At 68.6% G+C, this 23608-nt stretch carries 21 protein-coding genes; 16 read left to right on the top strand and 5 right to left on the bottom strand.

Annotated features, from left to right (window positions below):
* Positions 1-123: 123 nt before the first annotated feature.
* The 9 genes from AC3EO4_RS30860 to AC3EO4_RS30820 all read left to right on the top strand — a co-directional run bounded on the left by AC3EO4_RS30860 (position 124) and on the right by AC3EO4_RS30820 (position 12364).
* Positions 124-1593, top strand: a complete 1470-nt coding sequence (locus AC3EO4_RS30860) for an FGGY-family carbohydrate kinase (RefSeq protein WP_431898852.1) — start codon at positions 124-126, stop codon at positions 1591-1593.
* 23 nt (positions 1594-1616) lie between these two features.
* Positions 1617-3266 (top strand): hypothetical protein, encoded by a 1650-nt coding sequence (locus AC3EO4_RS30855; RefSeq protein ID WP_379577134.1) that lies wholly within the window; start codon positions 1617-1619, stop codon positions 3264-3266.
* Positions 3263-4756, top strand: coding sequence for a glycoside hydrolase family 183 protein (locus tag AC3EO4_RS30850; protein WP_431898851.1), 1494 nt, complete (start codon positions 3263-3265; stop codon positions 4754-4756). The genes AC3EO4_RS30855 and AC3EO4_RS30850 overlap by 4 nt, the downstream gene beginning before the upstream one ends.
* 46 nt (positions 4757-4802) lie before the next feature.
* Positions 4803-5876 (top strand): glycoside hydrolase family 172 protein, encoded by a 1074-nt coding sequence (locus tag AC3EO4_RS30845; RefSeq protein ID WP_379577138.1) that lies wholly within the window; start codon positions 4803-4805, stop codon positions 5874-5876.
* A 142-nt stretch (positions 5877-6018) separates the two neighbouring features.
* Complete coding sequence (locus tag AC3EO4_RS30840) at positions 6019-7341, top strand: extracellular solute-binding protein (protein WP_431898850.1); 1323 nt, start codon at positions 6019-6021, stop codon at positions 7339-7341.
* Positions 7342-7396: 55 nt separating this feature from the next.
* Positions 7397-8329 carry a carbohydrate ABC transporter permease gene (locus AC3EO4_RS30835; protein ID WP_431898849.1) on the top strand — a complete coding sequence of 311 codons (933 nt, stop codon included), beginning with the start codon at positions 7397-7399 and terminating at the stop codon, positions 8327-8329.
* Positions 8326-9144 (top strand): carbohydrate ABC transporter permease, encoded by an 819-nt coding sequence (locus tag AC3EO4_RS30830; RefSeq protein ID WP_431898848.1) that lies wholly within the window; start codon positions 8326-8328, stop codon positions 9142-9144. The genes AC3EO4_RS30835 and AC3EO4_RS30830 overlap by 4 nt, the downstream gene beginning before the upstream one ends.
* Positions 9141-11630, top strand: coding sequence for a GH116 family glycosyl-hydrolase (locus AC3EO4_RS30825; RefSeq protein ID WP_431898847.1), 2490 nt, complete (start codon positions 9141-9143; stop codon positions 11628-11630). Before AC3EO4_RS30830 ends, AC3EO4_RS30825 begins: the two co-directional genes overlap by 4 nt.
* Before the next feature lie 116 nt (positions 11631-11746).
* On the top strand, positions 11747-12364 hold the full coding sequence (locus AC3EO4_RS30820; RefSeq protein ID WP_379577148.1) for a TetR/AcrR family transcriptional regulator: 618 nt from the start codon (positions 11747-11749) through the stop codon (positions 12362-12364).
* Here the strand turns inward: AC3EO4_RS30820 and AC3EO4_RS30815 are convergent.
* From AC3EO4_RS30815 to AC3EO4_RS30805, 3 genes are all read right to left on the bottom strand, one after another.
* A complete protein-coding gene (locus tag AC3EO4_RS30815; protein WP_431898846.1) occupies positions 12348-13163 on the bottom strand; it encodes a M23 family metallopeptidase in 816 nt (271 codons plus the stop codon). The genes AC3EO4_RS30820 and AC3EO4_RS30815 overlap by 17 nt on opposite strands.
* Positions 13164-13172: 9 nt before the next feature.
* Complete coding sequence (locus tag AC3EO4_RS30810) at positions 13173-14051, bottom strand: cutinase family protein (RefSeq protein WP_431898845.1); 879 nt, start codon at positions 14049-14051, stop codon at positions 13173-13175.
* Positions 14052-14366: 315 nt separating this feature from the next.
* The gene (locus tag AC3EO4_RS30805; RefSeq protein ID WP_431898844.1) at positions 14367-15110 is read right to left on the bottom strand and encodes an SDR family NAD(P)-dependent oxidoreductase; all 744 of its coding nucleotides are present in this window, start codon (positions 15108-15110) and stop codon (positions 14367-14369) included.
* Between the two features lie 703 nt (positions 15111-15813).
* Here AC3EO4_RS30805 and AC3EO4_RS30800 point away from each other — a divergent pair.
* The 3 genes from AC3EO4_RS30800 (at position 15814) to AC3EO4_RS30790 (ending at position 18225) form a co-directional block, all read left to right on the top strand.
* Positions 15814-16353 carry a SigE family RNA polymerase sigma factor gene (locus AC3EO4_RS30800; protein WP_431898843.1) on the top strand — a complete coding sequence of 180 codons (540 nt, stop codon included), beginning with the start codon at positions 15814-15816 and terminating at the stop codon, positions 16351-16353.
* Between the two features lie 128 nt (positions 16354-16481).
* On the top strand, positions 16482-17492 hold the full coding sequence (locus AC3EO4_RS30795) for a hypothetical protein (protein WP_431898842.1): 1011 nt from the start codon (positions 16482-16484) through the stop codon (positions 17490-17492).
* Between the two features lie 424 nt (positions 17493-17916).
* Complete coding sequence (locus AC3EO4_RS30790; protein ID WP_488186361.1) at positions 17917-18225, top strand: hypothetical protein; 309 nt, start codon at positions 17917-17919, stop codon at positions 18223-18225.
* 249 nt (positions 18226-18474) lie between these two features.
* Here AC3EO4_RS30790 and AC3EO4_RS30785 read toward each other — a convergent pair whose 3' ends face one another.
* Positions 18475-19122 carry a TetR/AcrR family transcriptional regulator gene (locus AC3EO4_RS30785; RefSeq protein ID WP_431898840.1) on the bottom strand — a complete coding sequence of 216 codons (648 nt, stop codon included), beginning with the start codon at positions 19120-19122 and terminating at the stop codon, positions 18475-18477.
* Between the two features lie 85 nt (positions 19123-19207).
* On the opposite strand from AC3EO4_RS30785, the gene AC3EO4_RS30780 reads away from it, so the two are divergent.
* Together AC3EO4_RS30780 and AC3EO4_RS30775 are read left to right on the top strand one after the other, a co-directional pair.
* Positions 19208-20236 carry an aldo/keto reductase gene (locus tag AC3EO4_RS30780; RefSeq protein ID WP_431898839.1) on the top strand — a complete coding sequence of 343 codons (1029 nt, stop codon included), beginning with the start codon at positions 19208-19210 and terminating at the stop codon, positions 20234-20236.
* Positions 20237-20485: 249 nt separating this feature from the next.
* Positions 20486-20956 (top strand): maleylpyruvate isomerase mycothiol-dependent enzyme family protein, encoded by a 471-nt coding sequence (locus tag AC3EO4_RS30775; RefSeq protein WP_431898838.1) that lies wholly within the window; start codon positions 20486-20488, stop codon positions 20954-20956.
* 63 nt (positions 20957-21019) lie between these two features.
* On the opposite strand, the gene AC3EO4_RS30770 is transcribed toward AC3EO4_RS30775, so the two are convergent.
* A complete protein-coding gene (locus AC3EO4_RS30770) occupies positions 21020-21724 on the bottom strand; it encodes a cytidylate kinase family protein (protein WP_431898837.1) in 705 nt (234 codons plus the stop codon).
* Positions 21725-22740: 1016 nt separating this feature from the next.
* On the opposite strand from AC3EO4_RS30770, the gene AC3EO4_RS30765 reads away from it, so the two are divergent.
* Both AC3EO4_RS30765 and AC3EO4_RS30760 read left to right on the top strand, forming a co-directional pair.
* On the top strand, positions 22741-23232 hold the full coding sequence (locus tag AC3EO4_RS30765; RefSeq protein WP_379577168.1) for a DUF2975 domain-containing protein: 492 nt from the start codon (positions 22741-22743) through the stop codon (positions 23230-23232).
* Positions 23232-23453, top strand: coding sequence for a helix-turn-helix domain-containing protein (locus AC3EO4_RS30760; protein ID WP_389473562.1), 222 nt, complete (start codon positions 23232-23234; stop codon positions 23451-23453). Before AC3EO4_RS30765 ends, AC3EO4_RS30760 begins: the two co-directional genes overlap by 1 nt.
* Positions 23454-23608 lie beyond the last annotated feature (155 nt).

Here is a 23608-nt window from a genome sequence, read left to right as displayed (position 1 = left end):
ATCGACTGTCGCTGCACCAGCGAACTGTCGCTGACCCCAGCGAACTGCCGCCGACACCATTGACTCCGGTGGCTGCGTTCATTACCTTCTGGGCAATCAGCAATCGATTTCTCAGGGGTGCGCATGTCTGTGCCCGTCGTGCTCGGGGTCGACATCGGGACGTCCAGCAGCAAGGGAGTGCTGGTCGGCCTGGACGGCACGCTGATGCGGTCAGCGGTCCGTGAGCACGCGGTGGACTGCCCTGGCCCCGGGCGCTTCGAGATGGACGGGCGGCTCTGGTGGGAGGAGTTCCGCGAGCTGGCCCGCGAACTGGGCCAGGACGCCGAGGTGGTCGCGGTCGGGGTGAGCGGGATGGGGCCCTGCGTCCTGCTCGCCGACTCCAACGACCTCCCGGTGCGGCCCGCCATCCTCTACGGCGTCGACACCCGCTCCACCGCCCAGATCGCCAGGCTCGAACGCGAGCTCGGAGCGGAGGAGATCCGCAGCAGGGGCGGCTCCGACCTGTCGAGCCAGGCGGCAGGCGCGAAGATCGCATGGGTGGCCGACGAGGAGCCCGAGCTCTACACGAAGGCGCGGCGGCTGTACATGCCCAGCTCGTGGCTGGTGCGCAGGCTCACCGGGGCGTACGTGCTCGACCACCACTCGGCCAGCCAGTGCACGCCGCTCTACGACGTCGGCCGCCTCGACTGGCACCGGCCGTGGGCGGACACGATCGCGCCGGGCATCGAGCTGCCCCCGCTGCGCTGGCCGGGCGAGCCCGCGGGGACGCTCACCCGGCAGGCCGCCCGGGAAACCGATCTCCCGGAAGGCATCCCCGTGATCACCGGGACGGTCGACGCCTGGGCCGAGGCGCTCAGCGTCGACGCCCACCACCCGGGAGATCTCATGCTCATGTACGGCACGACCATGTTCCTGGTCCACACCACGCCGGAACACCGGACCTGGCCCGGCCTGTGGGGGACCGTCGGCGCCCTGCCCGGCACCTACAACCTGGCCGGCGGCATGGCCACCTCCGGCGCGATCACCGCCTGGCTGCGCGACCTGTTCGGCGGCGCCTACCAGGAGCTGCTCCAGGAGGCCGACGCGTCCGGCATCGGCGCCAACGGGCTGCTGATGCTGCCCTACTTCGCCGGAGAGCGCACCCCGGTCATGGACCCCCAGGCCAGAGGCGTGATCGCCGGGCTCACCCTCTCCCACACCCGAGGCGACCTCTACCGGGCGGCGCTGGAGGCCACCGGCTTCGCCGTACGACACAACATCGAGACCATGCGGGCGGCCGGTGGCGACATCCGGCGCATCGTCGCCGTCGGCGGCGGCACCCAGGGCGGTCTGTGGACGCAGATCGTCTCCGACATCACCGGCACACCCCAGGAAGTGCGCGCCACCTCGATCGGAGCCTCGTACGGCAGCGCCTTCCTGGCCGCCCGGCTCGTCGGTGAGGCGTCGATCGACACGTGGAACCCCGTCCGGCACCTGGTGAACCCGCGGCCGGACGCGGTCACCCAGTACGACCAGCTCTACCGCCTCTACCGGCAGCTCTACCCGAGCACGGCCGGCATCGCGCACGCCCTGGCCGGCCGTCAGCATCGTTGATCCCCCCACGTGAAGGGCAGCCCATGTACCGATTCCCCGAGCTCATCGAACCGCCCGCGGCGGAGCCCGGCGTCGTCTACACCGTAGCCAGCGGCGACCTGCGTCAGGGCGCCAACCAGACCTGCTGGCCGGTGCAGGAGAAACTGGAGAACGATCTCGCGGCCACGCTGCGCGACCTGGGCTGGTCGGTCCGGCGTGGCCACGACGTCGATCCCGCCAAGGGACACGGCTTCATCGACAGCCAGCGGGCCGGCATCGAGGTGTTCAAGGGCCTGCCGCCGGACGCGCCGCTGATCGTGGTGGAGGCGGTCTGGCAGTACAGCCACCACGTGCTGGCCGGGCTGCGCAGCCACCGCGGACCGATCCTCATCGTGGCCAACTGGAGCGGTCAGTGGCCGGGCCTGGTCGGCCTGCTGAACCTGGCCGGCAGCCTGACCAAGGCGGGCAGGCCGTACTCGGTGCTGTGGAGCGAGGACTTCACCGACGAGTGGGCCAGGCACGGGCTCAAGACCTGGCTGGAGAGCGGCGAGCTGACCCACGACACCAGCCACGTCACCAGGCTCGGCGAACTGCCCTCGACCCCCGAGTCCGAGCTGGGCCGGGCGCTCGCCCGCCGGCTCGCCACGGAGAAGGCGATCATCGGCGTCTTCGACGAGGGCTGCATGGGGATGTACAACGCCATCATCGACGACGAGTTGCTCAACCCGCTGGGCATCTACAAGGAGCGGCTGTCGCAGAGCGCGCTCGTCGCCGAGATGCACCGGGTCGGCGACGCCGAGGCGCTCGCGGTGCGCGCGTGGCTCGACGAGGCGGGCCTGACCTTCCACACCGGCGCCGACGAGGCCACCGAGCTGACCGAGTCGCAGCTGATCAGCCAGTTCAAGATGTACGTCGCGGCGCTGCGCATCGCCGACGACTTCGGCCTGGACGCCGTGGGCATCCAGTACCAGCAGGGCCTCAAGGACGTGGTCCCGGCCAGCGACCTGGTGGAGGGGCTGCTCAACAACGTCGAGCGCCCGCCGGTGCGCAGCCGCGACGGCTCCCGCGAGCTCTACGCCGGCCGTCCGCTGCCGCACTTCAACGAGGTGGACGAGGGGGTCGCGGTCGACTCGCTGATCACCAACAGGGTGTGGACCGCGATGGGCCTCGACCCGGCCACCACGCTGCACGACATTCGATGGGGCGAGGAGTACGAGGGGCGGTTCATCTGGGTTCTGGAGATTTCGGGGTCGGTGCCGGCGTCGCACAACGGCGGTTACGACAAGTCGTGGAGCATGCGGCAGCCGCCGATGTACTTCCCCCTCGGCGGCGGCACGCTGAGCGGCGTCTCCAAGCCCGGCGAGATCGTCTGGTCGCGGGTGTTCATCATGGACGGCGAGCTGCACGTCGACCTCGGCCGGGCGAGCGTGGTGGAGCTGCCGGAGGAGGAGACCAGGCGCAGGCTCGACGCCACCACCCCGCAGTGGCCGATCATGCACGCGGTGCTGCACGGCGTCACCCGCAACCAGTTCATGGCCCGCCACCGGGCCAACCACCTCAACGTGGCCTACGCCCACGACGCGGACAGCGCCGACAGGGCGCTGGCGGCCAAGGCCGCGGCCTTCGCCGAGCTCGGCGTGCACGTGCACCTGTGCGGAATCTCCGCGCCAGTCCCAGGAGGGGAAGAGCGGTGAAGCTCTTACGCGTCCCGATCGTCATGGTTCTGCTGTCCGGTCTGGTGTCGGCCGGACCCGCCCAGGCTTCGTCGGCCCACTCACCGGCCATCGTGGTGAGCAAGATGACCGGACCGGGCTCCGTCAGCGCCACCGACACGAACTGGAAGATCAAGGCCACCGATCTCGGCGTCATGTGGGACAACGGCAGCGGCGAGATCCTCGCCGCGTTCGGCGACACGTTCGGCGACACCTGGCAACCTCCTGGCGCCAACGGCGATGACTGGCGCAGCCAGGTGCTCCTGCGCAGCACGGACCGCAACCTCGCCGACGGCATGTCGTTCAGCAGCGCGGCCACCGACGCTCCCGGCCACGCCAAGGAGCTCATCCCGAGCAAGAAGATCGACGGTGACGAGATCACCGTGATCCCCACGGCAGGCGTGTCGGTGGGGACGCGGCAGTACCTCGCCTACATGTCGGTACGGCACTGGGGCGAGCCCGGAGTCTGGACCACGAACCACTCCTCGATCGCCTACTCCGACGACAACGGCCAGAACTGGGTCACCGGCGGCCCCCGATGGGACAACCTCGGCGGTGACAACCACTTCCAGATGGCGGCGTTCGTCCGGCGTGACGGCTTCGTCTACATGTACGGCACGCCGAACGGCCGCAACGGCGCCGCCTACCTGGCCAGGGTCCCCGAGGCCGCCGTGCTGGACAAGGCCGCCTACCGGTACTGGACGGGAAGCGCCTGGCAGCCGGGCCCTGACACGCTGGCCTCCCCGGTGGTCGCGGCGCCCGTGTCTGAGTTGTCGGTGCAGTTCAACGCCTTCACCGGCAGGTGGCTGATGACCTATCTGAAGGGCAGCGACGTGGTGCTGAGGACCGCTCCCGCGCCCACCGGTCCGTGGAGCGGCCCCGCGGTGGTGGCCGGCTTCGCCGACTTCCCCGGCCTGTACGGCGGCTTCATGCATCCCTGGTCGTCGGGGCCGAACCTGTATCTGGCGCTGTCGGAGTGGACGCCGTACAACGTCTATCTGATCCGCGTCACGCTGAACCGCGACGGAAGCATCACCAACCCGAACCTCGTCCGGGATCCGAGCTTCGAACGCCAGACCACGGGCACGGTGTCAGCGCCGTGGGCGGTGCACGGCAACGGCGGCATCGACCAGGCGACTTGGGCCTTCACCGCGGATCGCAACGGCTTCGTCAGGTACGACCGCGGCTGGCACGACCTGCACCAGACCGTCCCCGTCACCCCGCACACGGCCTACACGCTGAGCGGCTGGCTCAGGACCTCGCCCGACAACGACAACGGGTTCTTCGGCGTGCGCAACCCGGGCGGCCCGCCGTTCGCCGAGGTCAACTTCGGGGCCGTCGGCGGCTGGACGAAGTTCACCGTCACCTTCAACAGCGGCAGCCGCAGCTCCGTCGAGGTCTTCGCCGGAATCTGGACCGACAACGGCGACATGTGGCTCCAACTGGACGACTTCGCCCTGACCAGGACCTGAACTCGTCGACGTAACAGTCATCATCTCGCTTCTCATAGGAGGACCCGTGACCTACGGTCAGCACGGCAGCAGCCTGCGCGACCTTCCGCGCCTGCGTTCGCACCGCCGCAGGAGGGCGTCGAGCTGGGACCGTTCGGGCGGCAACGACGACCGTGTGACGGTCGCGCCGGGGGAGACGGTCACCCTCGCCGACATCCGTGGCGCCGGCTCGATCAACCACATCTGGATGACCGTGGCGCCCCGCGATCCCGGAACGCCCGAGACCCACGACCGGGACTTCCTCCGCAAGCTCGTCCTGCGGGTCTTCTGGGACGATAACGAGCACCCCAGCGTGCTCGTGCCGCTGGGCGACTTCTTCGGCATGGGCCACGCCCGCACCGCCAACTTCGTCTCGGCCCCGCTCCAGATGAGCCCGCAGGACGGCAAGGCCTTCAACTGCTGGTTCCACATGCCGTTCGGCAGCCGGGCCAGGTTCGAGCTGACGAGCGAGTGCGAGGAGGAGGTGCTCTGGTTCTACTACTACATCGACTACGACGAGTTCGACGAGCTCGGTGAAGGGCTGGGCCGCTTCCACGCCCAGTGGCGGCGCGAATGCCCCGCTGACGGTCTCGACCAGGGGCAGATGTCCAACGCCGAATACCTGTTCGGCGGGACCAACCTCGACGGCGACGGCAACTACGTCATCCTCGAGGCCGAGGGCCGCGGCCACTACGTCGGCTGCGTCCTGAACGTCACCAACCTCCGCCGCACCTCCGACTGGAATTGGTACGGCGAGGGCGACGACATGATCTTCATCGACGGCGAGGCGTTCCCGCCGAGCCTGCACGGCACAGGGACCGAGGACTACTTCAACACCGCGTGGTGTCCCAGCCAGCCCTACCACGCCCCCTACCACGGGCTCACCCTGCAGGGCGGCGAGAACTGGTCGGGACAGATCTCGATGTACCGCTTCCACATCGAGGACCCGGTGCCGTTCACCACCTCGATCAAGGTCACCATCGAGCACGGCCACGCCAACCGCCGCCAGGACGACCTGTCCTCGGTCGCCTACTGGTACCAGGAACTCCCGCACCGGCCGTTCACGCTCCCACCCGTGAGCGCGCGGCTGCCCATCTTGTGATCACCCGGGCCGCGCGCTTCCCGCACCCGGCGCCGTTCCTACACCGGCGGCCGGGTGTCCTCCAACCTGTCGCTCTGCGAGCCGTACCTCGATCCGCGGCGCATCGACAGGGCTCACCCCCCACGTCACCGAAGGAGACGACGTGCGCACACAACTCATCCGGCTGATCGCGGCCGTGGCCGGCACCGCGGTACTGGCCGTCGGCTGCGGGTCGGGCGGCACGGGCCAGGGCGCGGCAGGCGGCAAGGCCGAGATCACGCTGTGGCAGCAGAAGTTCACCGACCAGGAGGACACCTGGTACAAGAAGGCGGTCGCCGCGTTCAACAAGTCGCAGGACAAGGTCGTGCTCAAGCACGTGATCGTGCCGGCCGACGTGTGGGACCAGAAGATGAAGGCCGCCCAGGCCGCCGGCAAGGCGCCCGACGTCTACACCGTCAACTACAGCAAGGTGCCCGGCTTCGCCCGCACCGGTCAGATCCAGGCGCTCGACCCGCTCATCCCGGCCGACAAGTGGGCCGGGCTGCAGGAGTCGGTGGTCGGCTCGGTGGAGCACAAGGGCAAGAAGTACGGCTACCCCATGCTGGTCGAGCCCTCGGCGGTGCTCTACTACCGCAAGGACCTGTTCGCCAAGGCAGGGCTCGACCCGAACAAGCCGCCGGCCACCTGGCAGGAGCTCATCGACTACGGCAAGAAGCTGACCACCAAGGACGTCGCGGGTGTCGTCACCGCCGCCAACCAGATCGACATGGCCTGGTCGAGCTGGGGTCTGCAGTGGAACGCCGCCGGGCACCTGCCGATCAGCGACGACTGGTCCACCCCGCAGGCGACCGACGCGAAGTACAAGCAACTGCTGCAGGTCTACCAGACGCTGTACCAGCAGGGGATCATGCCCAAGCAGCCGCTGGCGCCCTATGCCGACGCCAACCCGCTGGGCCAGGGCAAGACCGCGATGATGGTCTGCGGTTCGTGGGCGGCCAGCGTGTTGCTCCAGGACTACCCGAAGCTGGTCGCCAACATCGGCGCCGCCGCGCTGCCCTCCTTCGACGGCGATGCCACCAAGCCCACCGCCACGCTCGGCGGCTGGACGCTGGTCGTCGACGCCAAGTCCAAGAACGCCAAGGCCTCGGCCGACTTCGTCTCCTGGCTGCTGGCCGGCGACCCCACGCTGCTGGTCGAGTTCTTCAAGAACACCAAGTTCTCCAAGTACTCGCCGCGGGCGGCCGTGGCCGACGCGATCAAGAACGACCCGGCCGCGGCGGACAACCCCTGGGCCCGGACGATCGAGGAGCAGGTCGTGAAGTACGCCAAGCCGGAGCCCGCCTACGACTGGGCCATCAGCCTGGCCTTCGGCAAGGCCATCGAGAAGGCGCTGCAGGGCAAGGACATCGACCAGGCGCTCCAGGCGGCCGACGCCGAGATCAAGGACGTGATCGCCAAGAACAACCTGGCCGGACAGGGTTCCTGACGAGTGAGCCCGCTGCCGGTCCCGCACAGGACCGGCGGCGGAGAAAGGAGCGCCCGTGGCTGTCACGTCACTGCGGGCCGCACGCGTGGAACGCCGCGCCGGCGTCCGCGCCCGCCCGAGGCGGGAGAGCAGGGCGGCGTTCATCATGCTGGCGCCGCTGCTCGTCCTTCTCGCGGTCTTCGTGATCTGGCCGCTGATTCACGCGGTCTACATCAGCTTCTTCACCTGGAGCTTCTACGACCCTGCGGTGTTCGTCGGGCTGACGAACTACATCAACGTGGTCACCGACGAGGAGTTCGTCAACTCGGTGGTGCGCGGTCTGCTGTTCTCCGCCATGGTGGTCCCCGTCCAGGTCACGATCGCGTTCGTCTTCGCCAACCTGGTCAAGACGGTCAGCCGCCGGATGGCCGCCGTCATGAAGGTGACGATCTACGTCCCGGCCGTGATCTCCGAGGTGATCGCCGCCATCGTGTTCGCGCTCATCTACACCCATCGCGGCGGCCTGCTGAACTGGTTCCTCGACTTCTTCGGCATCGAGGCGATCCCCTGGCTCGGCGACGCCGCCACCGCGCTGCCGGCGGTGGCGATCCCGGCGATCTGGATCGGCATGGGCGTGGCGTCCCTGATCATGCTGGCCGGCCTGCTCGACATCCCGGAGGCGTACTACGAGTGCGCCTCGCTGGACGGGGCGGGGCCGTGGACCAAGATGTGGCGGATCACGCTGCCGCTGATGAAGAACGTCATCCTGTTCCTGCTGGTCACCGGCTTCGCCGCGTCGCTGCAGTTCCTCATCCTGCCGTGGCTCATGACACAGGGCGGGCCGGTGAACTCCACCAACCTGCCGAACCTGTTCATCCTCCAGCACTTCAACACCGACCTGTACGTCGGCTACTCGATCGCCGCGGCGCTGCTGCTGTTCGGTGTGCTCGGCGCGGTGTCGGCGGTCATCTTCCGGCTGGTCAGATCAGAGAAGGCGATGGGCGCATGAGAGGCGCGCTCGGCTGGATCACCCGGTACGGCCTGGCCGTGGCGATCATCGTCGCCGCGCTGTTCCCCCTGGCCTGGCTGGCGGTGGCAGGCTTCAAGGCCAAGACCGAGGTGGTGGCCACACCGTTCCAGTTCTTCCCCGAGGTGTGGCGCTGGGACAACTACGCCCGGCTGCTGGCCGACGAGGCGTTCGTGCGCGCGCTCGGGGTGACCTTCGCCGGGGCCGCCCTGTTCGCGGCGCTGAGCCTGGTGGTCAACGCGCTCGGCGCCTACGCCTTCGCCCGGCTGGAGTTCGCGTTCAAGCGGACGATCTGGGCCATCGTGATCACCACCATGTTCATCCCCGGCATCGCGATCATGCTGACCTCGTTCATCGTGGTCACCGAGCTGGGCATGCTGGACAGCATGGCGGTCCTGGTGGTCCCCGGCGCGGCCTCGGCCGTCCAGGTCTTCTTCCTGCGCCAGTTCTTCCTGGCGGTGCCGACCGCCCTCGAGGAGGCGGCGCAGCTCGACGGCGCGGGGCCGTGGCGGACCTTCCGCCACATCTTCGTCCCGCTGTCCAAGGGCGCGTTCGTGGTGGTCGGCGCCACCTCGTTCCTGCTGTTCTGGAACTCCTACGTCTGGCCGGTGCTCACCATCACCGACCCTGAGCTGTTCCCGATCCAGCAGTACCTGGCCACCTTCCGCTCCGAGAGAACCAGCGAGCAGGGCCTGCTCATGGCCGGATCCACACTGGCCGCCCTGCCCGTCGTCATCCTGTTCCTGATCTTCCAGCGGCACATCATCCGCGGCGTGCGCATCTCGGGACTCAAGTGAACGCCAACCTCGGCAACGCCCGGCCGATACCCCACGACGAGGGCAGGCATGTCGCCATGCCCCTGGGCGGGATCGGCACCGGCAATCTGGCAATCTGCGCCGACGGCGCGCTCCGGCAGTGGCAGCTGCAGAACGCCGGCAACCATCGCGGCGCCCTGCCGTACACCTTCTTCGCCCTGCGGGTGAGCACGTGGGAGCCGCCCGCGAACGAGGTGTTCGTCCTGCAGGCGCAGGCTGTCGACGCCCCGGCGACGCCGCTGGTCGACGACGACCATGTGCCGGAGTGGCAGCGCGAGCTGCTGCGCAGGCATCGGGGGGCGGCCGGGACGACCTTCCGCGGGCTCTACCCCTTCGCCCACGTGGAGTACCACGGGCTGCCCGTCGAGGTCGGGCTGGAGGCGTTCAACCCGCTGATCCCGCTGGACGTGGACGACAGCTCGCTGCCCGCCGCGCTGTTCACCTTCACGATCGCCAACCCGGGGCCGCTTCCCGCGCAGGTGTGGCTGGCGGCGGCCGTGCAGAACCCGGTCGGGCACGACGGCACCACCCCTGTCGACGGCGTGCGCGCGCTCGGCTACGGCGGCAACACCAACCGGGTGCGCCGCGAGCGCGGGTGGACCTCGCTGGTCATGGACAACACCGCGATCGACCCGGCGGCGCCCGGCGCCGGTCAGGCGGTGCTGGCCGTGGACGCGGCGGATGTCGCCGCGCTGCCGCAGTGGACGCATCCGGACGAGTTCCTCGCCTTCCTGGCCGGGCGCGCGGTCTACGCCGACGCCGAGAAGGCGCGGCACGCGCCGTGGCCGGCGGACTACCAGGGCAGCGGGCCGCAGCAGGGGTACGGCCCCAGCCCGGCCGGTCAGACGTGGAACGGGGGCGTGGTCGCCCCGATGATCCTCCAACCCGGCGAGTCCCGAAATATCCGGATTTGTCTGGCGTGGTATTTCCCCAATCGCTACGCGAACTTCGTGCAGTTCGGGCCGCCGAACCCGCAGTGGGGGCCGACCAGGTTCTGGCTGGGCAACGCCTACGCGACCAGGTTCGCCGACGCCGTCGACGTCGCAGGACACGTGCGCGAGCAGTGGGCGCGGCTGCGTGACACGTCGCTGAGCTGGGTGGACACGCTGGCCGGCAGCAGTCTGTCCCCGACCGCGGTCGAGCACCTGGCCGCGCAGGCGGCGATCCCACGCAGCCCGTCCTGCTTCCGCACGGCCGACGGCGCGTTCTTCGGCTTCGAGGGAGTCCTCGGGGCCTCGACCGTGATGTGGTCGGGCGACGTCGGCGGCTCCTGCCCGCTCAACTGCACCCACGTGTGGAACTACGCGCAGGCGGTGGCCAGGCTCTTCCCATCGCTCGAAAGGAGCATGCGCACCACCGAGTTCGACGTCATGCAGGCACCGGAGGGCTACCTCCCGCACCGGGTGATCGCGCCCACCTACCTGCGCCAGCTCTGGGAGGTGCCCATCGGCGGCCCGGTCGAACCCGCACTCGACGGCATGCTCGGCACGATACTCAAGACCTACAGAGAGGTACGGCACGGCGCGGACTGGCTGGAGCGGTACTGGCCGCAGGTCAAGCGCCTGCTGGCCCATGTCAGGGAGAAATGGGACCCGGACGGCAGCGGTGTGCTGCGTGGCGTCCAGCCTTCCACCCACGACATCGACCTGTGCGGGCTCAACCCGTTCATGGGCACGCTCTGGCTGGCGGCGCTGCGCGCCGCGGAGGAGATGGCGATCCTGATGGGGGAGCCCGCCATGGCGGCGGAGCTGCGCGAGCTGTTCACCAAGGGCGGCGCGCGCTACGACGAGGCGCTGTTCAACGGGGAGTACTACGCGCAGGTGCTGGAGGAGGGCGACTCGGCCGAGTTCCAGTGGCTGGAGGGCTGCCTGGCCGACCAGCTGATCGGCCAGTGGTGGGCGCACCAGCTCGGCCTCGGCCACGTGCTGCCGCGCGAGCACGTGGTGAGCGCGCTGCGCGCGGTCGTCAGGCACAACCTGCGTACCGGGTTCGACGGCTTCGGCCACCCGTACCGGGTGTTCGCCGACGGCGCCGACACCGGCCTGCTCATGTGCACCTGGCCGCGCGGCGGAAGGCCGCGGGTGCCGACCCGCTACTGCGACGAGGTGTGGACCGGCAGCGAGTACCAGGTCGCGGCCCACTGCCTGTGGGAGGGGCTGGAGGAGGAGGCCGGCGCGATCCTCGACGGGGTGTGGGCCCGATACGACGGCCGGCGGCGCAACCCGTACAACGAGATCGAGTGCGGCGACCACTACGTGCGCGCCATGGCCGGCTGGTCGGTGCTCGACGCGCTGGCCGGCGCCACCTACGACGCCGCCACCCAGCGGCTCACCGTGACGCCCCGCGGGCACGGACGGTGGCCACTGCTGCTTCCGACGGGATGGGGGACCCTCATCCGCGACGACGACGGCGTTCGCGTCTCATGCTCCCACGGGGACCTGAAGGTTCATGTACAGGAGTGTTCGTGATTGCCGGCCTCTGAGTGATGAGGCACGGGATCGCGGTGATGCCGGTCGGCCGCTATGAGATGCTGGCGACGTTCATCGGGACCTGCGCATCGCGCCCGGCGCGCAACGGAGCGTTCGTGACTGACCTGCGGCCCCTGCCCAGCGGACGGCATCAGCTGACCCGCGAGGAGGTCGTGTCCTCCCAGCGCGCCCGCATGTTGAAAGCGATGCGCGAGTCGATGCTCGAACGCGGCTACGCCGGCACGTCGGTGACCGACATCGTGCGCCGCGCCGGGGTGTCGCGGGAGACGTTCTACCAGCAGTTCGCCTCCAAACAGGTCTGCTTCGTCCAGGGCCTCGACGAGGCGATAGACCTGCTGGCCGCGCTGCTCGACGCCGCGCGCGATCCCCGGCTCCAGCCGCTCGAACGCTTCCGCGTGCTGCTGCGGACGTATCTGCGTGCCCTGGCCGCCGAGCCGGCCCGCGCCCGGTTCTTCCTCATCGAGGTCTACGCCGCCGGTCCCGAGGCGGTGGCCAGGCGCATGGCGATCCAGCGGCGCTTCGCCGCCGAGATCGGCGACATCTTCGAGGCGCGGACCGACGACGACACGTTCGCCTGCGTGACCCTGGTGGCCGCCGTCGCCCAGCTCGTCACCGCGCACCTCATGGCAGACGACCTCGACGGCCTGGTGGCGCTGGAGGAGCCGCTGACCCGGATGGCCGAGCGGCTCCTCACGGTCAGCAGTCGGGGATGACGGCGCCGCTGTTGTCCTTGGCCTCGTCGTTGCCCCACCGGCTGAGGTAGTAGGCCGACACATAGGCGCCCCAGCCGTTCTTGCCCGCGTACACGATGTCGAGGTCGGTCTTCAGCCACCAGTGGTTGTAGTTGCCCGAGCCGTCGCGGATCTCCTGGCCCCAGACTTTGCAGTACACGTAGTTGGTGCCCGCCTTGAGCACGCCCTGCGCGTCGGCGGTGTTCGGCTCCGCGTAGCCGGTGGCGTCGGCGAACGTGTCCACCCAGGACCGGCCACCGCCCGAGCACCCGTTGTCGCTGGTGAGGTAGCGCTGGTTGTAGTACGGGGGGTAGGGCGCCAGCGACTGGCCGTTGATCACGATCGTCTGCCCGGCCCCGTTGTAGAGCTGCTCGTAGTGGATGTGCGGGCCGCTGGAGCCGCCGGTCGTGCCCGTCACGCCGACCTGCTGGCCCTGCGACACGAAGGCGCCGTGCGGCACCGAGAAGGAGGCCAGGTGGAAGTAGTACGTCTTCCAGCCACCGCCGTGATCGATCACCACGTAGTTGCCTGCACCCCCGGCCTCCCAGTAGCGGTAGGCGGTGCCCGAGGCCGAGGCCAGCACCGGGGTGCCGCCCGTCGCGCCGCCGTCCGACCTGACGAAGTCGAGCGCGAGGCGCACCTCGGTGGAGTGGTGGCTGTACGTCCAGGTCTGACCGCAGGGGAAGGGCGCCTTGAACAGCGGCGCCGCGTGGGCGGGAAGGGCGGGTAACAGCCCCAGCAGCAGGGCGACCGCCGACAGGACGAGACGCGCGGAACGCATGAGCGACTCCTAGGAGACCGGCAACCAGGGGAACTCGTGGAGGCGGTCCCGGACCGCCGGCGGAAGGACGGGCCCGATCGCCGCCCGGTAACCGGCCACGGCGTCCGTGGCCCGCCGGTGATCGCCGTTGAACAGCTCGTACGGGGTGGGGATCGGCAGCGGGAGCGGGGGACCGTACGGAACCCTCGGGGGTTGGGCGATGACGACGTCACCGGAGCCGGTCACCGCGTCGGGGTCGATGTCGTAGGCGTGGTCGCCGAGGAAGTAGCCGGCGACGCCGTTGGCGAAGCCCAGCAGGTTGGTGATCGGGTTCTCGGAGTGGCAGATGCCGTCGTTCTGGTTGCAGATCTCCTTCACCCGCAGGCCGCCGAAGCCGCGCGGGCCCTTCATGGTGATGCCGGGCACCACGGTGGGCAGGTTGGTCGCGATGCCGCCGGGCCCGCCGTTGACACCGGTTCTGCGCGGATCGCCGTACAGGACGCCGTTGATCAGGTCGTCCGGGATGTCGCCGGACCCGGACAGGGCGTGGAGCACGTCGCCCGCGACGATCGCGCCCTGGGAGTAGCCCGAGATCGTGATGCGGCTGCCGGGGCAGGCCGCGTGGAAGGCCCGCACCGCCCGGTCGAGGGTGGCGATGCCCTCGGCGACCGAGTCGTCCAGCGCGACCGGGTCGCCCGGGTAAGGGGCGATGGACGCCGAATAGTGGATCTTCGTGAAGCCGACGCCGGGGGGCAGGGTGGCGTTCGTCCGGTCGTAGACGTTCGCGTCCGGATCGAGGTGGCCACCCACCTCGAAGATCATCTTGGTGTCGCAGGTGGCGGCCGCGGCCGGCGAGGAGATCCCCGCCAGTCCGGCCGCGACTAACACTCCCGCTAACGCAGCTCTCATGACAGCCTCCTTGCCAAGAAAGTAATCGATTTCCCGACTCGTGTACACGGCCGTTCGCGAATCACCGGGGCTCGCTGCGGGAGGCGCGCCGACAAGGCGGCGGTGGATGATCGCGCGGGTCGGCCGACGCTGGTTCGCGCCGCCGTGACCGCCAGCGCGGCTCGACATGCTCACCAGCCGCGATCTGGCGTCTGGCCCTGCCGCCGGCCTGGTCGTGGACGCGATGCGCGCCGCGGGGCGACGGATCGACGGACGGCAGGGCTTGTTCAGGGCGTAGTGGCCCCATGATGCGTCCGGCTCGCCGCCGACCGCCGGTCAGATCATCAGGCCACCAGAGACACGCAGGTTCTGACCTGTGATCCATTGCGAGTCGGGCCCGGCCAGGAAGGCAACGACGTTGGCGATGTCCTCCGGGCGTCCCAGCCGTTGCAGTGGCGTCAGGGCCACGACGTGCTCGATGGCCTGCTCCAGATTTTCCCCGGCTGCGGCGCGCATCATGTCTGTGTCGGTGGCACCAGGGGACACGCTGTTGACCGTGATGCCCCTGGGACCGAACTCGCGGGCGGCGACCGAGGTGATCGACTCCAGCGCCGCCTTGCTGGCGAAGTACAAGGCCAGACCCGGCACCGCACCGGCAGAGGAGATGTTGATGATTCGCCCACCCTCGCCGAGCCTTTCGACAGCGGCTTGGATAACGAAGAACGGCCCCTTGGCGTTGACGGCCATCACCTCGTCGAAGTCGCTCTCAGCGGCGTCGCAGATGTTCCCCATCGGATTGATCGCCGCGTTGTTGACCACCACGTCCAAACCGGCCAGGCTCCGGTCGACCTCACCGAACAGGTACTTCACGTCCTCCAATCGCCCCTGGTCCGCTCGTACCGCGATCGCCTGCCCGCCAAAGGCCGCCACTTCAGCCACCACGTCCTCAGCCGCCGCCTGGTCGCGGTTGAAGCTGAACATCACTGCCGCGCCCTCACGAGCCAGCCTCACCACGATCGCTCGCCCGATCCCCCGCGACCCGCCGGTCACCAGAGCCGTCTTCTTCTCCAGCGTTCCCATGTCGACTCCTTGCCATCGGCCGCTCCCCTGATGGGAGCGCCTCACAGCAGAGTCGTAACAACAGCGTCAGTCTTGACATCCGCGCCGAAGAAAATTCAGGAAAGGGGGCAGCGGCACCGGGCCCTGCCGCAACCGAGGGCGACTGGGGCATCGGCCGCGACAGGAAGCGGGGCTGAGCAGCAACCGTACGGCCAGTGGCGGCAGGGTCGGCTGAGCGCGTTGTAACCGATGGCGGCCCAGCTTACGGTCGAGTCCCTCGCGTCCAGCGAGCCCGGGCGCCGTCCGGCGCGACTTCGCGCGTCGAAAGACAGCGTCAGGCGACACCGCGCCGGAGGGGTCGTAAGCGGTGGGTCGGCCTTCTTCAACGTGCGGGCGGCCTCGGTAACGCTCACACCTTCGTCGATCAGGCGCCAGAGCGTGCCGGTGGAAAGTGTGGCGACGGCCCCGGCCAGGAGCGGCCGTCGTAGGCCGGCGCCTGTGTTGATGCGAGTGATGGCGGCGTGGCGGCGAGCACCGCTATGAAGACGCTGATGCCGGCCACACGGGGGAGATAGGCGTGGCAGCCAGGGCAGCCTGATCCGCACGCGCTTCTCATAGATCGAAGACACCTCAAGGGTGCTGGAGCAGGGCAGTGCCGAGCTCGGGCGGAGAAGAAGGTGGTGGCGTGACGCAACCTCCTCGATGGCTTGTGCATGTAGAAGACATGAAATCCGAGATCATCCACGCTCCACCCGGTTCCCCGGGCGCCGAGGCATCGGCCGATACGGTCGTGACCGAGCTATTCGTCGTCCACCGGCTCGCCCTTGTGCGGTTGGCATTCCTGCTGTTGGGTGACCAGGGAACTGCCGAGGACGTCGTCCAGGACGCGTTCGCCGCGGTGTATCGCAGGTGGAGCAAGCTGGCCGACCGAGGGCAGGTGCTGCCGTACCTGCGCACAGCAGTGGTCAATGGGTGCCGGATGATCCTGCGGCGCAGAGCGATCATCGGGCGTTTCCGCGGTCGACCTGAGGTCCCCTTCTGGTCAGCAGAGGCGGCGGCGTTGCTCGGGGAGACCCGGCGACAGGTTTTCCTGGCCGTCCGTGCTCTGCCGCGACGCCAGCGCGAGGTGTTAGTGCTGCGTTTTTACCTCGACCTGTCGGAAGTAGAGATCGCCCAGGTGCTGGGGGTCAGCCGCGGAACGGTCAAATCGACAGCATCCCGGGCGCTGAAGGTGCTCGCCGTGAAATTGCAGGAGGAGCGATGACTCGAAGCGTTGAAGACCGACTCCGCGACGCTTTCTCCGCCGGCGCGGAACTGGTGGCCCCGGAGAGCCTAGGGTCTGTCGCGGATCCTGTTGCGATCCGTCCGCGTCGGGGCTTTCGAGGGCTGCCGATGTTGACGGCCGCGGCGGTCGTCGTCATCCTCGCGATGGTCGCGCTTGTCTCGAAAATGATCGCCGTGCCCGCCCCCGTGTCTCCTCCCATGCTCGTGCCCTCTGAGGGGAACGAGGCACTGCGCCAGTTGGCCGCCCAGGTCGCGCGGTTGCCGGACGATCGCGGCGCGTACTGGCGCAGGTCGCTGGAGAACGACCATCTGATACGGGTGCAGGCCGGGGGGCGCGCCTTCAACGCGGTGCTCTCGTCGAGGACAGAACTCTGGCTGCCGCGCGATCTCAAGGATCCTGTGCAGACACAGGGCGGGGAACCGAGTTTGCGCCCGGCGACTCCGGCCGACGAACGCGCCTGGCGGGCCGCGGGATCGCCCGCCAAGGTTCAGCGTGTGTGCACCCCCGGCACGACAGCGGCCGACTGCGTGAAGCTGCAGATACGTGCGGAGAGCAGAGACTGCCAGTTCACCCACGGGGTCACGCCGGACCACGGGCCCGGCGCTCACCCGCTCGGTCCGTACACGCTGGCCGAGATCTCGGCGCTGCCCGCCGATGACAAGGGGCTGCGCGTGTGGTTGCGTGCCCGCTGGGAGTCCAACCGGACCAAGACGGAGACGGCGCGAACGCTGGAGGAGGCTATTGCCAATTCCGACACCCTGCTGGCGACGCCTCTCACCCCGGCGGCCAGGGCCGCCGTCCTGCGCCTGCTCGCCGACCTGCCCACGACCAGCGTTCGAGGGCTGGCTAAAGACCCTCTGGGCCGCAGCGGCCTCGCTGTGGATTTCGACAAGGGCAGCGAGTACTTCAGGGAGTTCGGTGAGGACGACGAGGTGGCCGAGGACCACACGACCATCCTGGACCCCTTGACCGGTGAGATCCTGGCCAAGGTCACGAAGGCGGGAGAGAGCACCGTGGGCCTCGCCAAAGGCGGGACCATGGACTCCGAGGTCTGGACCTCCGTGACACGTTGGACTGACGACCGCCCGAAGCGGCCCGGAAACTGCCGCCGCCTCTAGCGAGCCACCTGGGGCGTTAGTAAGAACTCTGCGGCCAGGGGGCAAACCGTCGATCATGTGCAGGCCGCTGAGCTGATGACGTATGGCGACGCGCGGGCTGACTGAGAGAAGGCGGGTCGCCACGCAGACCCCTGCCGAACAGCAGACAAGACGGGCCCTGCCACTCACCACCTGGCCGGTAGCCGGCTCCTTGATCACGAACATCTGCAGCGTGTTGATCAAGGAGCTGGTCGCCGTCTTGTTCCCTCACCTGGCCAGCGTGTGCGTTGACCAGGTGTTCCGGTCGGGACGGTGCGGATCCGAGCCAGGACCGGCACCGTGGAGGCCACATGTCCGGACTGTGGAACACCGTCGCAGCGGGACTATGAACCGGCGGCTGTCCGATACCGCGGTCGGGGGCCAAGAACTGCTCATCCACCTGCGGGTGCACCGATTCTTTCGCCGTGCTGACACCTGCGCGAAGACGACGTTCGCCGAGCAGATCCCGGGGCTGACCGTCCGATACGGCCGCCGCAGCATCCGAGCGGCACAGGCGTTGAAGGCCATCGCACTTGCCCTGGGCGGCCGCGCCGGTGCCCGGCTCGCGGATCGGCTGGCGGCCTCGGTGAGTCGGATGACGCTGATCAGGCTGATTCGCGCCCTGCCCGACCCTGCTCTCGCGGCGGGCCCGCGGGTGCTCGGCGTGGACGACTTCGCCCTACGGCGGGGCCACTCCTACGGAGGAGGGTCGTGATCGCGGCGGGGATCATGTCCGACGACGAGCTGCGGCCGACTCTGACGACCTTCCGCCCAACGACCTGGTGGGATGGCGCGAAGCCTCAACGAACTCGACATCGCCTACCTGTCTACCAGGAACGATCTTTACACGCTTCAGGTGACAAGCTCTATCAGTGGGACGCCTTGATACGCGATGCCGCCATGGCGGCGGCGAGCATCAGGCCCGGCATGACGGAGCGCCCTCGCCCGTAGGGTGCGGACGGCTTCAGGCGCCTGAGTCCTCGATGGCCTGCGGAGTGGAGTAGAGGGAGGTCATCCAGATGTGGGTGAGGACGTCGACGAGCGTGTCCTGGTCGTCGAAGGGGGCCACGTCGATGGCGGCGAGGTAGTAGAGGCGCTCTCCGAGCCAGGTCAGGGCGGTCGCCAGTGCGGTGGCGTCGACCGCGGTGTGCGGGGCGACGCCCGAGGCGCGGTCGGTGCCGATGCGTTCGGCGGTGACGCCGGTGTAGCCGTTCATCAACTGGAGCCAGAGCTCGCTCAGCTCGGGGTCGCTGCGCCAGTTCTCCACGATCGCGCGCAGCACGGGCGCCTCGTCGCGCCAGAGCCTGGCTCCTTCGGCGATGCCGTGCCGTACGGTGGCCCGCTGCTCCTGCTCCCCGGAGTGGCCGAGCCATGGTTGGGCCGCCTTGTGCCCTCGGTCGACGGCCCGGCGGACCAGCTCGGCGAGGACCTGGTGTTTGCCGGCGAAGTAGAAGTAGAAGCTGCCCCGCGATATCTGAGCCGCACTCAGGATGTCGGCGACGCTGACCTCGTCGAAGCGACGCTCGTCCAGCAGCCGGCGGGTGGCGTCCAGGATCACCTCGCGCAGGTCGCGATCGTCGCGCGCGGGACGGTTGGCACGCCGGTCTCTCATGGCGTTCATCGTAACGCAAGCCCTGAACGCATCGTCTATACATCTCATATAGACACTATGTATAAACACTATGTATGGTCGTCTCATGAGATACACCACTTTCGGCCGCAGCGGGCTGCGGGTCTCGCAGGCGTTTCTGGGCACGATGACCTTCGGGGAGGATTGGGGCTGGGGCGCGTCACCGGAGGAGTGCCGCAAGATGCTCACCGCCTACGCGGAAGCGGGCGGCAACGTGATCGACACGGCGAACAAGTACACCGAGGGATCCAGCGAACGCATCATCGGTGAGCTGCTCGGGGCCGATCGCGACCGGTTTGTCGTGAGCACCAAGTACACGGTGTCGATGGACGGCAATGACCCGAACGCCTCCGGCAACCATCGCAAGAACCTGACGCATTCGCTGGAGCAGAGCCTGCGGCGGCTGAACACCGACTACATCGACCTGCTGTGGGTGCACATCTGGGATCAGGACACCCCCATCGAGGAGACGATGCGCGCCCTTGACGACATGGTTCGGGCCGGCAAGGTGCTCTACCTCGGCATCTCCGACGCCCCCGCCTGGGTGGTGTCCCGGGCCAACACCCTGGCGGAGTTGCGCGGCTGGACTTCCTTCGTCGGCGTGCAGCTGTCCTACAGCCTCATCCAGCGCGACATCGAACGTGAGCTGCTACCCATGGCCGACGCGCTCGACCTGTCGGTCGCGGCCTGGGCGCCGCTGGCCCGCGGCATCCTCTCGGGGAAGTTCACCCGCACCGACGCCACCACCGGATCCCGAATCAACCGCGACGCCGTCACCGAGCAAGGCATGGAGATCGCGCGGCAGGTCGACATCGTCGCCGACGACCTCGGTATCACCTCCGCCCAGGTCGCGCTCGCCTGGATCCAGGCCCATCACCCGTGGGTGCACCCGATCCTCGGCGCCCGCACCCTGGACCAGCTCACCGACAACCTTGCCGCCTTCGAGCTGGAACTCCCCGAGGACGCGGTGCGGCGCCTGGATCAGGTCAGCCAGATCGAGCTCGGTTTTCCCCAGGACTTCATCGAGATGTCACGCGACTTCGTCTACGGTCCCGCTCTCACCCGCTTCGACCGCCGTAAGAGGTCACAGTGCTAAGGAGCGCCAGTGCTCAGATTGTGCGCCAGCGTCCAGTACGGCGCAGGCCGCTCGCCAGACCCCTGCTCAAGGAGGCCGACCCCTCATCGGCTGGGGGCGCGGGGGGACGCGGCTGGCATGATCGTGCGCACTGGTTGCCTGCCCGGGTCGAGCGCCCAGCGGCGCAGCCATCGCCAGTCGGCGGTAGGTTGCGGTACCAGAGCGGTTCGTGCCCGGTCACATCTCGCCGCAGGGGCGAGCCTTAACGGTGTGCGGTGGCTGGCGGGGGTGATCTGCTGCCGGTTCGACTTCGACAAGCAGGTCGCCATGCGGCTGGCCGAGCAGTTGGGCGCGACTGCGGCCGAGACGTATGACGGGTTCCGCAGTGTCGTCGCGAGCACCACCAAACCGCCTCTCCCGGTCATCGCGATGCTGGGTGAGACGATCGTGCATGCCGAGGACATTCGGCGACCGCTGGGTATTCGTCATGACTACCCGATCGAGACCCTCACTCGGGTAGCCGAGTACTACCGGGGCTCGGACCTGGTCGTCGCCGCGAAGAGACGGATCGTCGGCCTGCGACTCGTTGCCACCGACGCCCCTTTCGCCACGGGTTCCGGCCCGCTGGTGTCCGGCACCACCCTGGCACTGGTGATGGCCACGACCGGACGCTCGGTGTACTGCGATGAACTTGACGGTGACGGCGTCGAAATCCTGCGCGGTCGGAGCGACACGAGATGACCCGGGGGCTCGAAGCCCGCCCAGCCGGTTGTCTCGTTGCCTCACGACCGGTGAGAGCGATTGTCAAATCCTGTGTATCGATGAGTGTGGTCGGACTTCCCAGGTCGGCCGTTGGAGCTGATCGTTGTACACGATGATGTCGGCATGGTCGGTTGGGCGAGCTGTGGCGAAGTAGAGCTGTTGGGAGGGGATATAGCGGTTGCGCCAGGACCGTTCGATGTCGGCGGTGTCGGCGGTGGATCCGGCCAGCGCTGTGCCTCGGTCCCGGGCGCGATCTACCGTCTGCTCGAATGGGACGGACACGAAGATGCGCAGGTCCCACCGGTCGATGAGTTCTGGGCGCAGGAGGAAGACGCCGTCGAAGAGCAGTACCGCATCTGCGAGGGCGGTCGTGGCCGGCGGGGACGATGGGGTGTCGGCGTCTCTGTCGTAGACCGCGTGCTGGAACCTTCGGTCTCCGCCTGGGCCCAGCGGATCGAGCAGGACCCGGCACAGCGCGACGTGGTCGTGGGCGTCGAAGTAGCAGCCTTCGGCCGAGTACTGGCCGCGTCGGTAGCGCTGTGCACGGGGGAAGAGAAAGTCGTCGATGGTCGCGCGGATGACGTCGCGGTCCTGCGCGCGCAGGACGACAGCGAGCTCGTCGGCCAGCGTGGTCTTACCGGCGGCGGGCGGCCCGTCGATGGCGACCCGCAGCGGGTGCGCGGCCGTGACGGACCCGATCGCCTCGGCCAGCCGACTGATGAGCTCGCCGCGGGTGCCTTGGTCCATTGCTGCCTCTCTCACGGTGTCTCTGTTTAGCACCGCACGTCAGGCTGCGGTCGCCGGCTCGCGTTCGACGAGGTGGGGTGCGTTGACCACGCGCCAGCGGGCCTGGGCGGACTCGATGAGTTTGAAGTGTTGTTCATCATGGAGATCGAAACGCGGCGCGTGCACATTCTCGGTGTCACGGCTGATCCGACCGGTGCCTGGACGGCGCGGCAGGCGCGCAACCTACTGATGGAGCTGGGCGCACGATCCGATCGATTTCGGTTTCGATCCGCGACCGCGACGCCAAGTTCACCGGAGGCTTAGACACGGTGTTCGCCGGTGCAGGTGTGCGGGTCCTCAAGGGGCGCCGCGCTCACCGCGGGCGAACGCGTTCGCCGAGCGGTTCGTCGGGACACTTCAGCGCGAATGCCTCGATCACCTTCTGGTTCACGGGTGAGCGTCATCTGCGACGACTGCTGGCCGAGTATGAGCGCCACTACGTCTGGCACAGGCCGCATCAGGCCCTGTCACTCCGTAAACCCACGCACGATCCGGCCGAAGTGGTCGATCTCACGGCTCGAATAAAGCGACCGAGCGCCGTCTGCGGCCTGATCCACGAGTATCGCAGAGCCGCCTGACACCGCGTGAAACCGCAGGCCAGCGCTATGAGCGAGTTTTGGCACCCGACAAGGTGCTCGCCCCGGAAATTCCCGCGCCCCCGGTACGCTACGTGATCTTGCGGCGGTGTGACTCGGGGTGCTGGTAAGAACCGAGTCACACGCCCCAAGCGCGCGGCATCGTCGCGGGTCAGGGGTCTGAGGAACATCGGTAGCAACGGTGCAGGGAACAACGGCTATCCAGGTCGGTGGCCCGTCTTCCAGACTCTCAGTGACCCTCGACTGGGGCTCTGACCTGGATATCCGTTGGAAATTCCTCATTGCTACCAGGGCTCCGGAGGGCTAGGTGTCTGGCCTCGCCCTTGTTTTACCTATCGAGATTCGATAGATTCTCATCGTAACTCGATGGAAGGGTAGGTCATGGGAAAGCTGGCAGTGCGTGCGCTTCGCGCTGTGCTCGTGGTGGTGCTCGCCGGCACCGTGTTCGTACAGGCATTGATGGTGTGGGTGTTGGTCAGCGGGAGCGACCCGGAGGACGGGTCGCTCCCGCTGACCCCGCTGCGCGTGATCGCGATCCTGGGCATGGTCTCGGTCCAGGTCGCCCTGGTCAGCGTATGGCGGCTGGTGACGATGGTGCGACGCGGAACCGTGTTCTCCCACGCCGCCTTCCGGTACGTGGACGCCGTGATCGGCGCGATCGTGGCGGCTGCCCTCCTGTGGTTCGCGGTCACGGCCCTCAACGCGCCGGGCCAGCGGGCCGACCCGGGCGTCACCGTCATCATGGGCGGGATTGGCCTGGCCATCCTGGGGGTCGCGCTCATCGTGATGGTGCTGCGGATGCTGCTCGCCCAGGCTGTCGCGCGCGACGTCGAAGCGGCGCAGATGCAGGCCGAGCTGGACGAGGTGATCTGATGCCGATCGTCGTCGACATCGACGTGATGCTGGCCAGGCGGAAGATGTCCGTGGGCGACCTCGCGGACCGCGTGGGGATCACGCCCGCCAACCTGGCGGTACTCAAGAACGGGCGCGCCAAGGCGGTGCGCTTCACGACGCTCGCCGCGCTCTGCGAGGTACTCAGGTGCCAGCCGGGCGACCTGCTGCGCTGGGAGGCCGAGGACCCCGCGGGCGGATGACGTGCCCCAGACCGGGCGTGAAAACGCCTGGCACCACCGGCCTGGGGATCTCGGTCGGGATACCGGTCACGGGTCACGTGCAGTCACCTGCGAAGATGCCGCTCGTTTGGGGCGCGTGACTCGGTTCTTACCAGCACCCCGACTCGCTGTCGCGC

It is taken from the genome of Nonomuraea sp. bgisy101 (assembly GCF_057708945.1).
This window is presented reverse-complemented; position numbering and strand designations above follow the sequence as displayed.

Excerpts from the sequence above, each read along its gene's own strand:
- AC3EO4_RS30860 (WP_431898852.1), top strand. The coding sequence starts at position 124 with ATGTCTGTGCCCGTCGTGCTCGGGGTCGACATCGGGACGTCCAGCAGC.
- AC3EO4_RS30855 (WP_379577134.1), top strand. The coding sequence starts at position 1,617 with ATGTACCGATTCCCCGAGCTCATCGAACCGCCCGCGGCGGAGCCCGGC.
- AC3EO4_RS30830 (WP_431898848.1), top strand. The coding sequence starts at position 8,326 with ATGAGAGGCGCGCTCGGCTGGATCACCCGGTACGGCCTGGCCGTGGCG.
- AC3EO4_RS30815 (WP_431898846.1), bottom strand. The coding sequence starts at position 13,163 with ATGCGTTCCGCGCGTCTCGTCCTGTCGGCGGTCGCCCTGCTGCTGGGG.
- AC3EO4_RS30810 (WP_431898845.1), bottom strand. The coding sequence starts at position 14,051 with ATGAGAGCTGCGTTAGCGGGAGTGTTAGTCGCGGCCGGACTGGCGGGG.
- AC3EO4_RS30805 (WP_431898844.1), bottom strand. The coding sequence starts at position 15,110 with ATGGGAACGCTGGAGAAGAAGACGGCTCTGGTGACCGGCGGGTCGCGG.
- AC3EO4_RS30800 (WP_431898843.1), top strand. The coding sequence starts at position 15,814 with ATGAAATCCGAGATCATCCACGCTCCACCCGGTTCCCCGGGCGCCGAG.
- AC3EO4_RS30795 (WP_431898842.1), top strand. The coding sequence starts at position 16,482 with ATGTTGACGGCCGCGGCGGTCGTCGTCATCCTCGCGATGGTCGCGCTT.
- AC3EO4_RS30785 (WP_431898840.1), bottom strand. The coding sequence starts at position 19,122 with ATGAGAGACCGGCGTGCCAACCGTCCCGCGCGCGACGATCGCGACCTG.
- AC3EO4_RS30780 (WP_431898839.1), top strand. The coding sequence starts at position 19,208 with ATGAGATACACCACTTTCGGCCGCAGCGGGCTGCGGGTCTCGCAGGCG.
- AC3EO4_RS30770 (WP_431898837.1), bottom strand. The coding sequence starts at position 21,724 with ATGGACCAAGGCACCCGCGGCGAGCTCATCAGTCGGCTGGCCGAGGCG.
- AC3EO4_RS30765 (WP_379577168.1), top strand. The coding sequence starts at position 22,741 with ATGGGAAAGCTGGCAGTGCGTGCGCTTCGCGCTGTGCTCGTGGTGGTG.
- AC3EO4_RS30760 (WP_389473562.1), top strand. The coding sequence starts at position 23,232 with ATGCCGATCGTCGTCGACATCGACGTGATGCTGGCCAGGCGGAAGATG.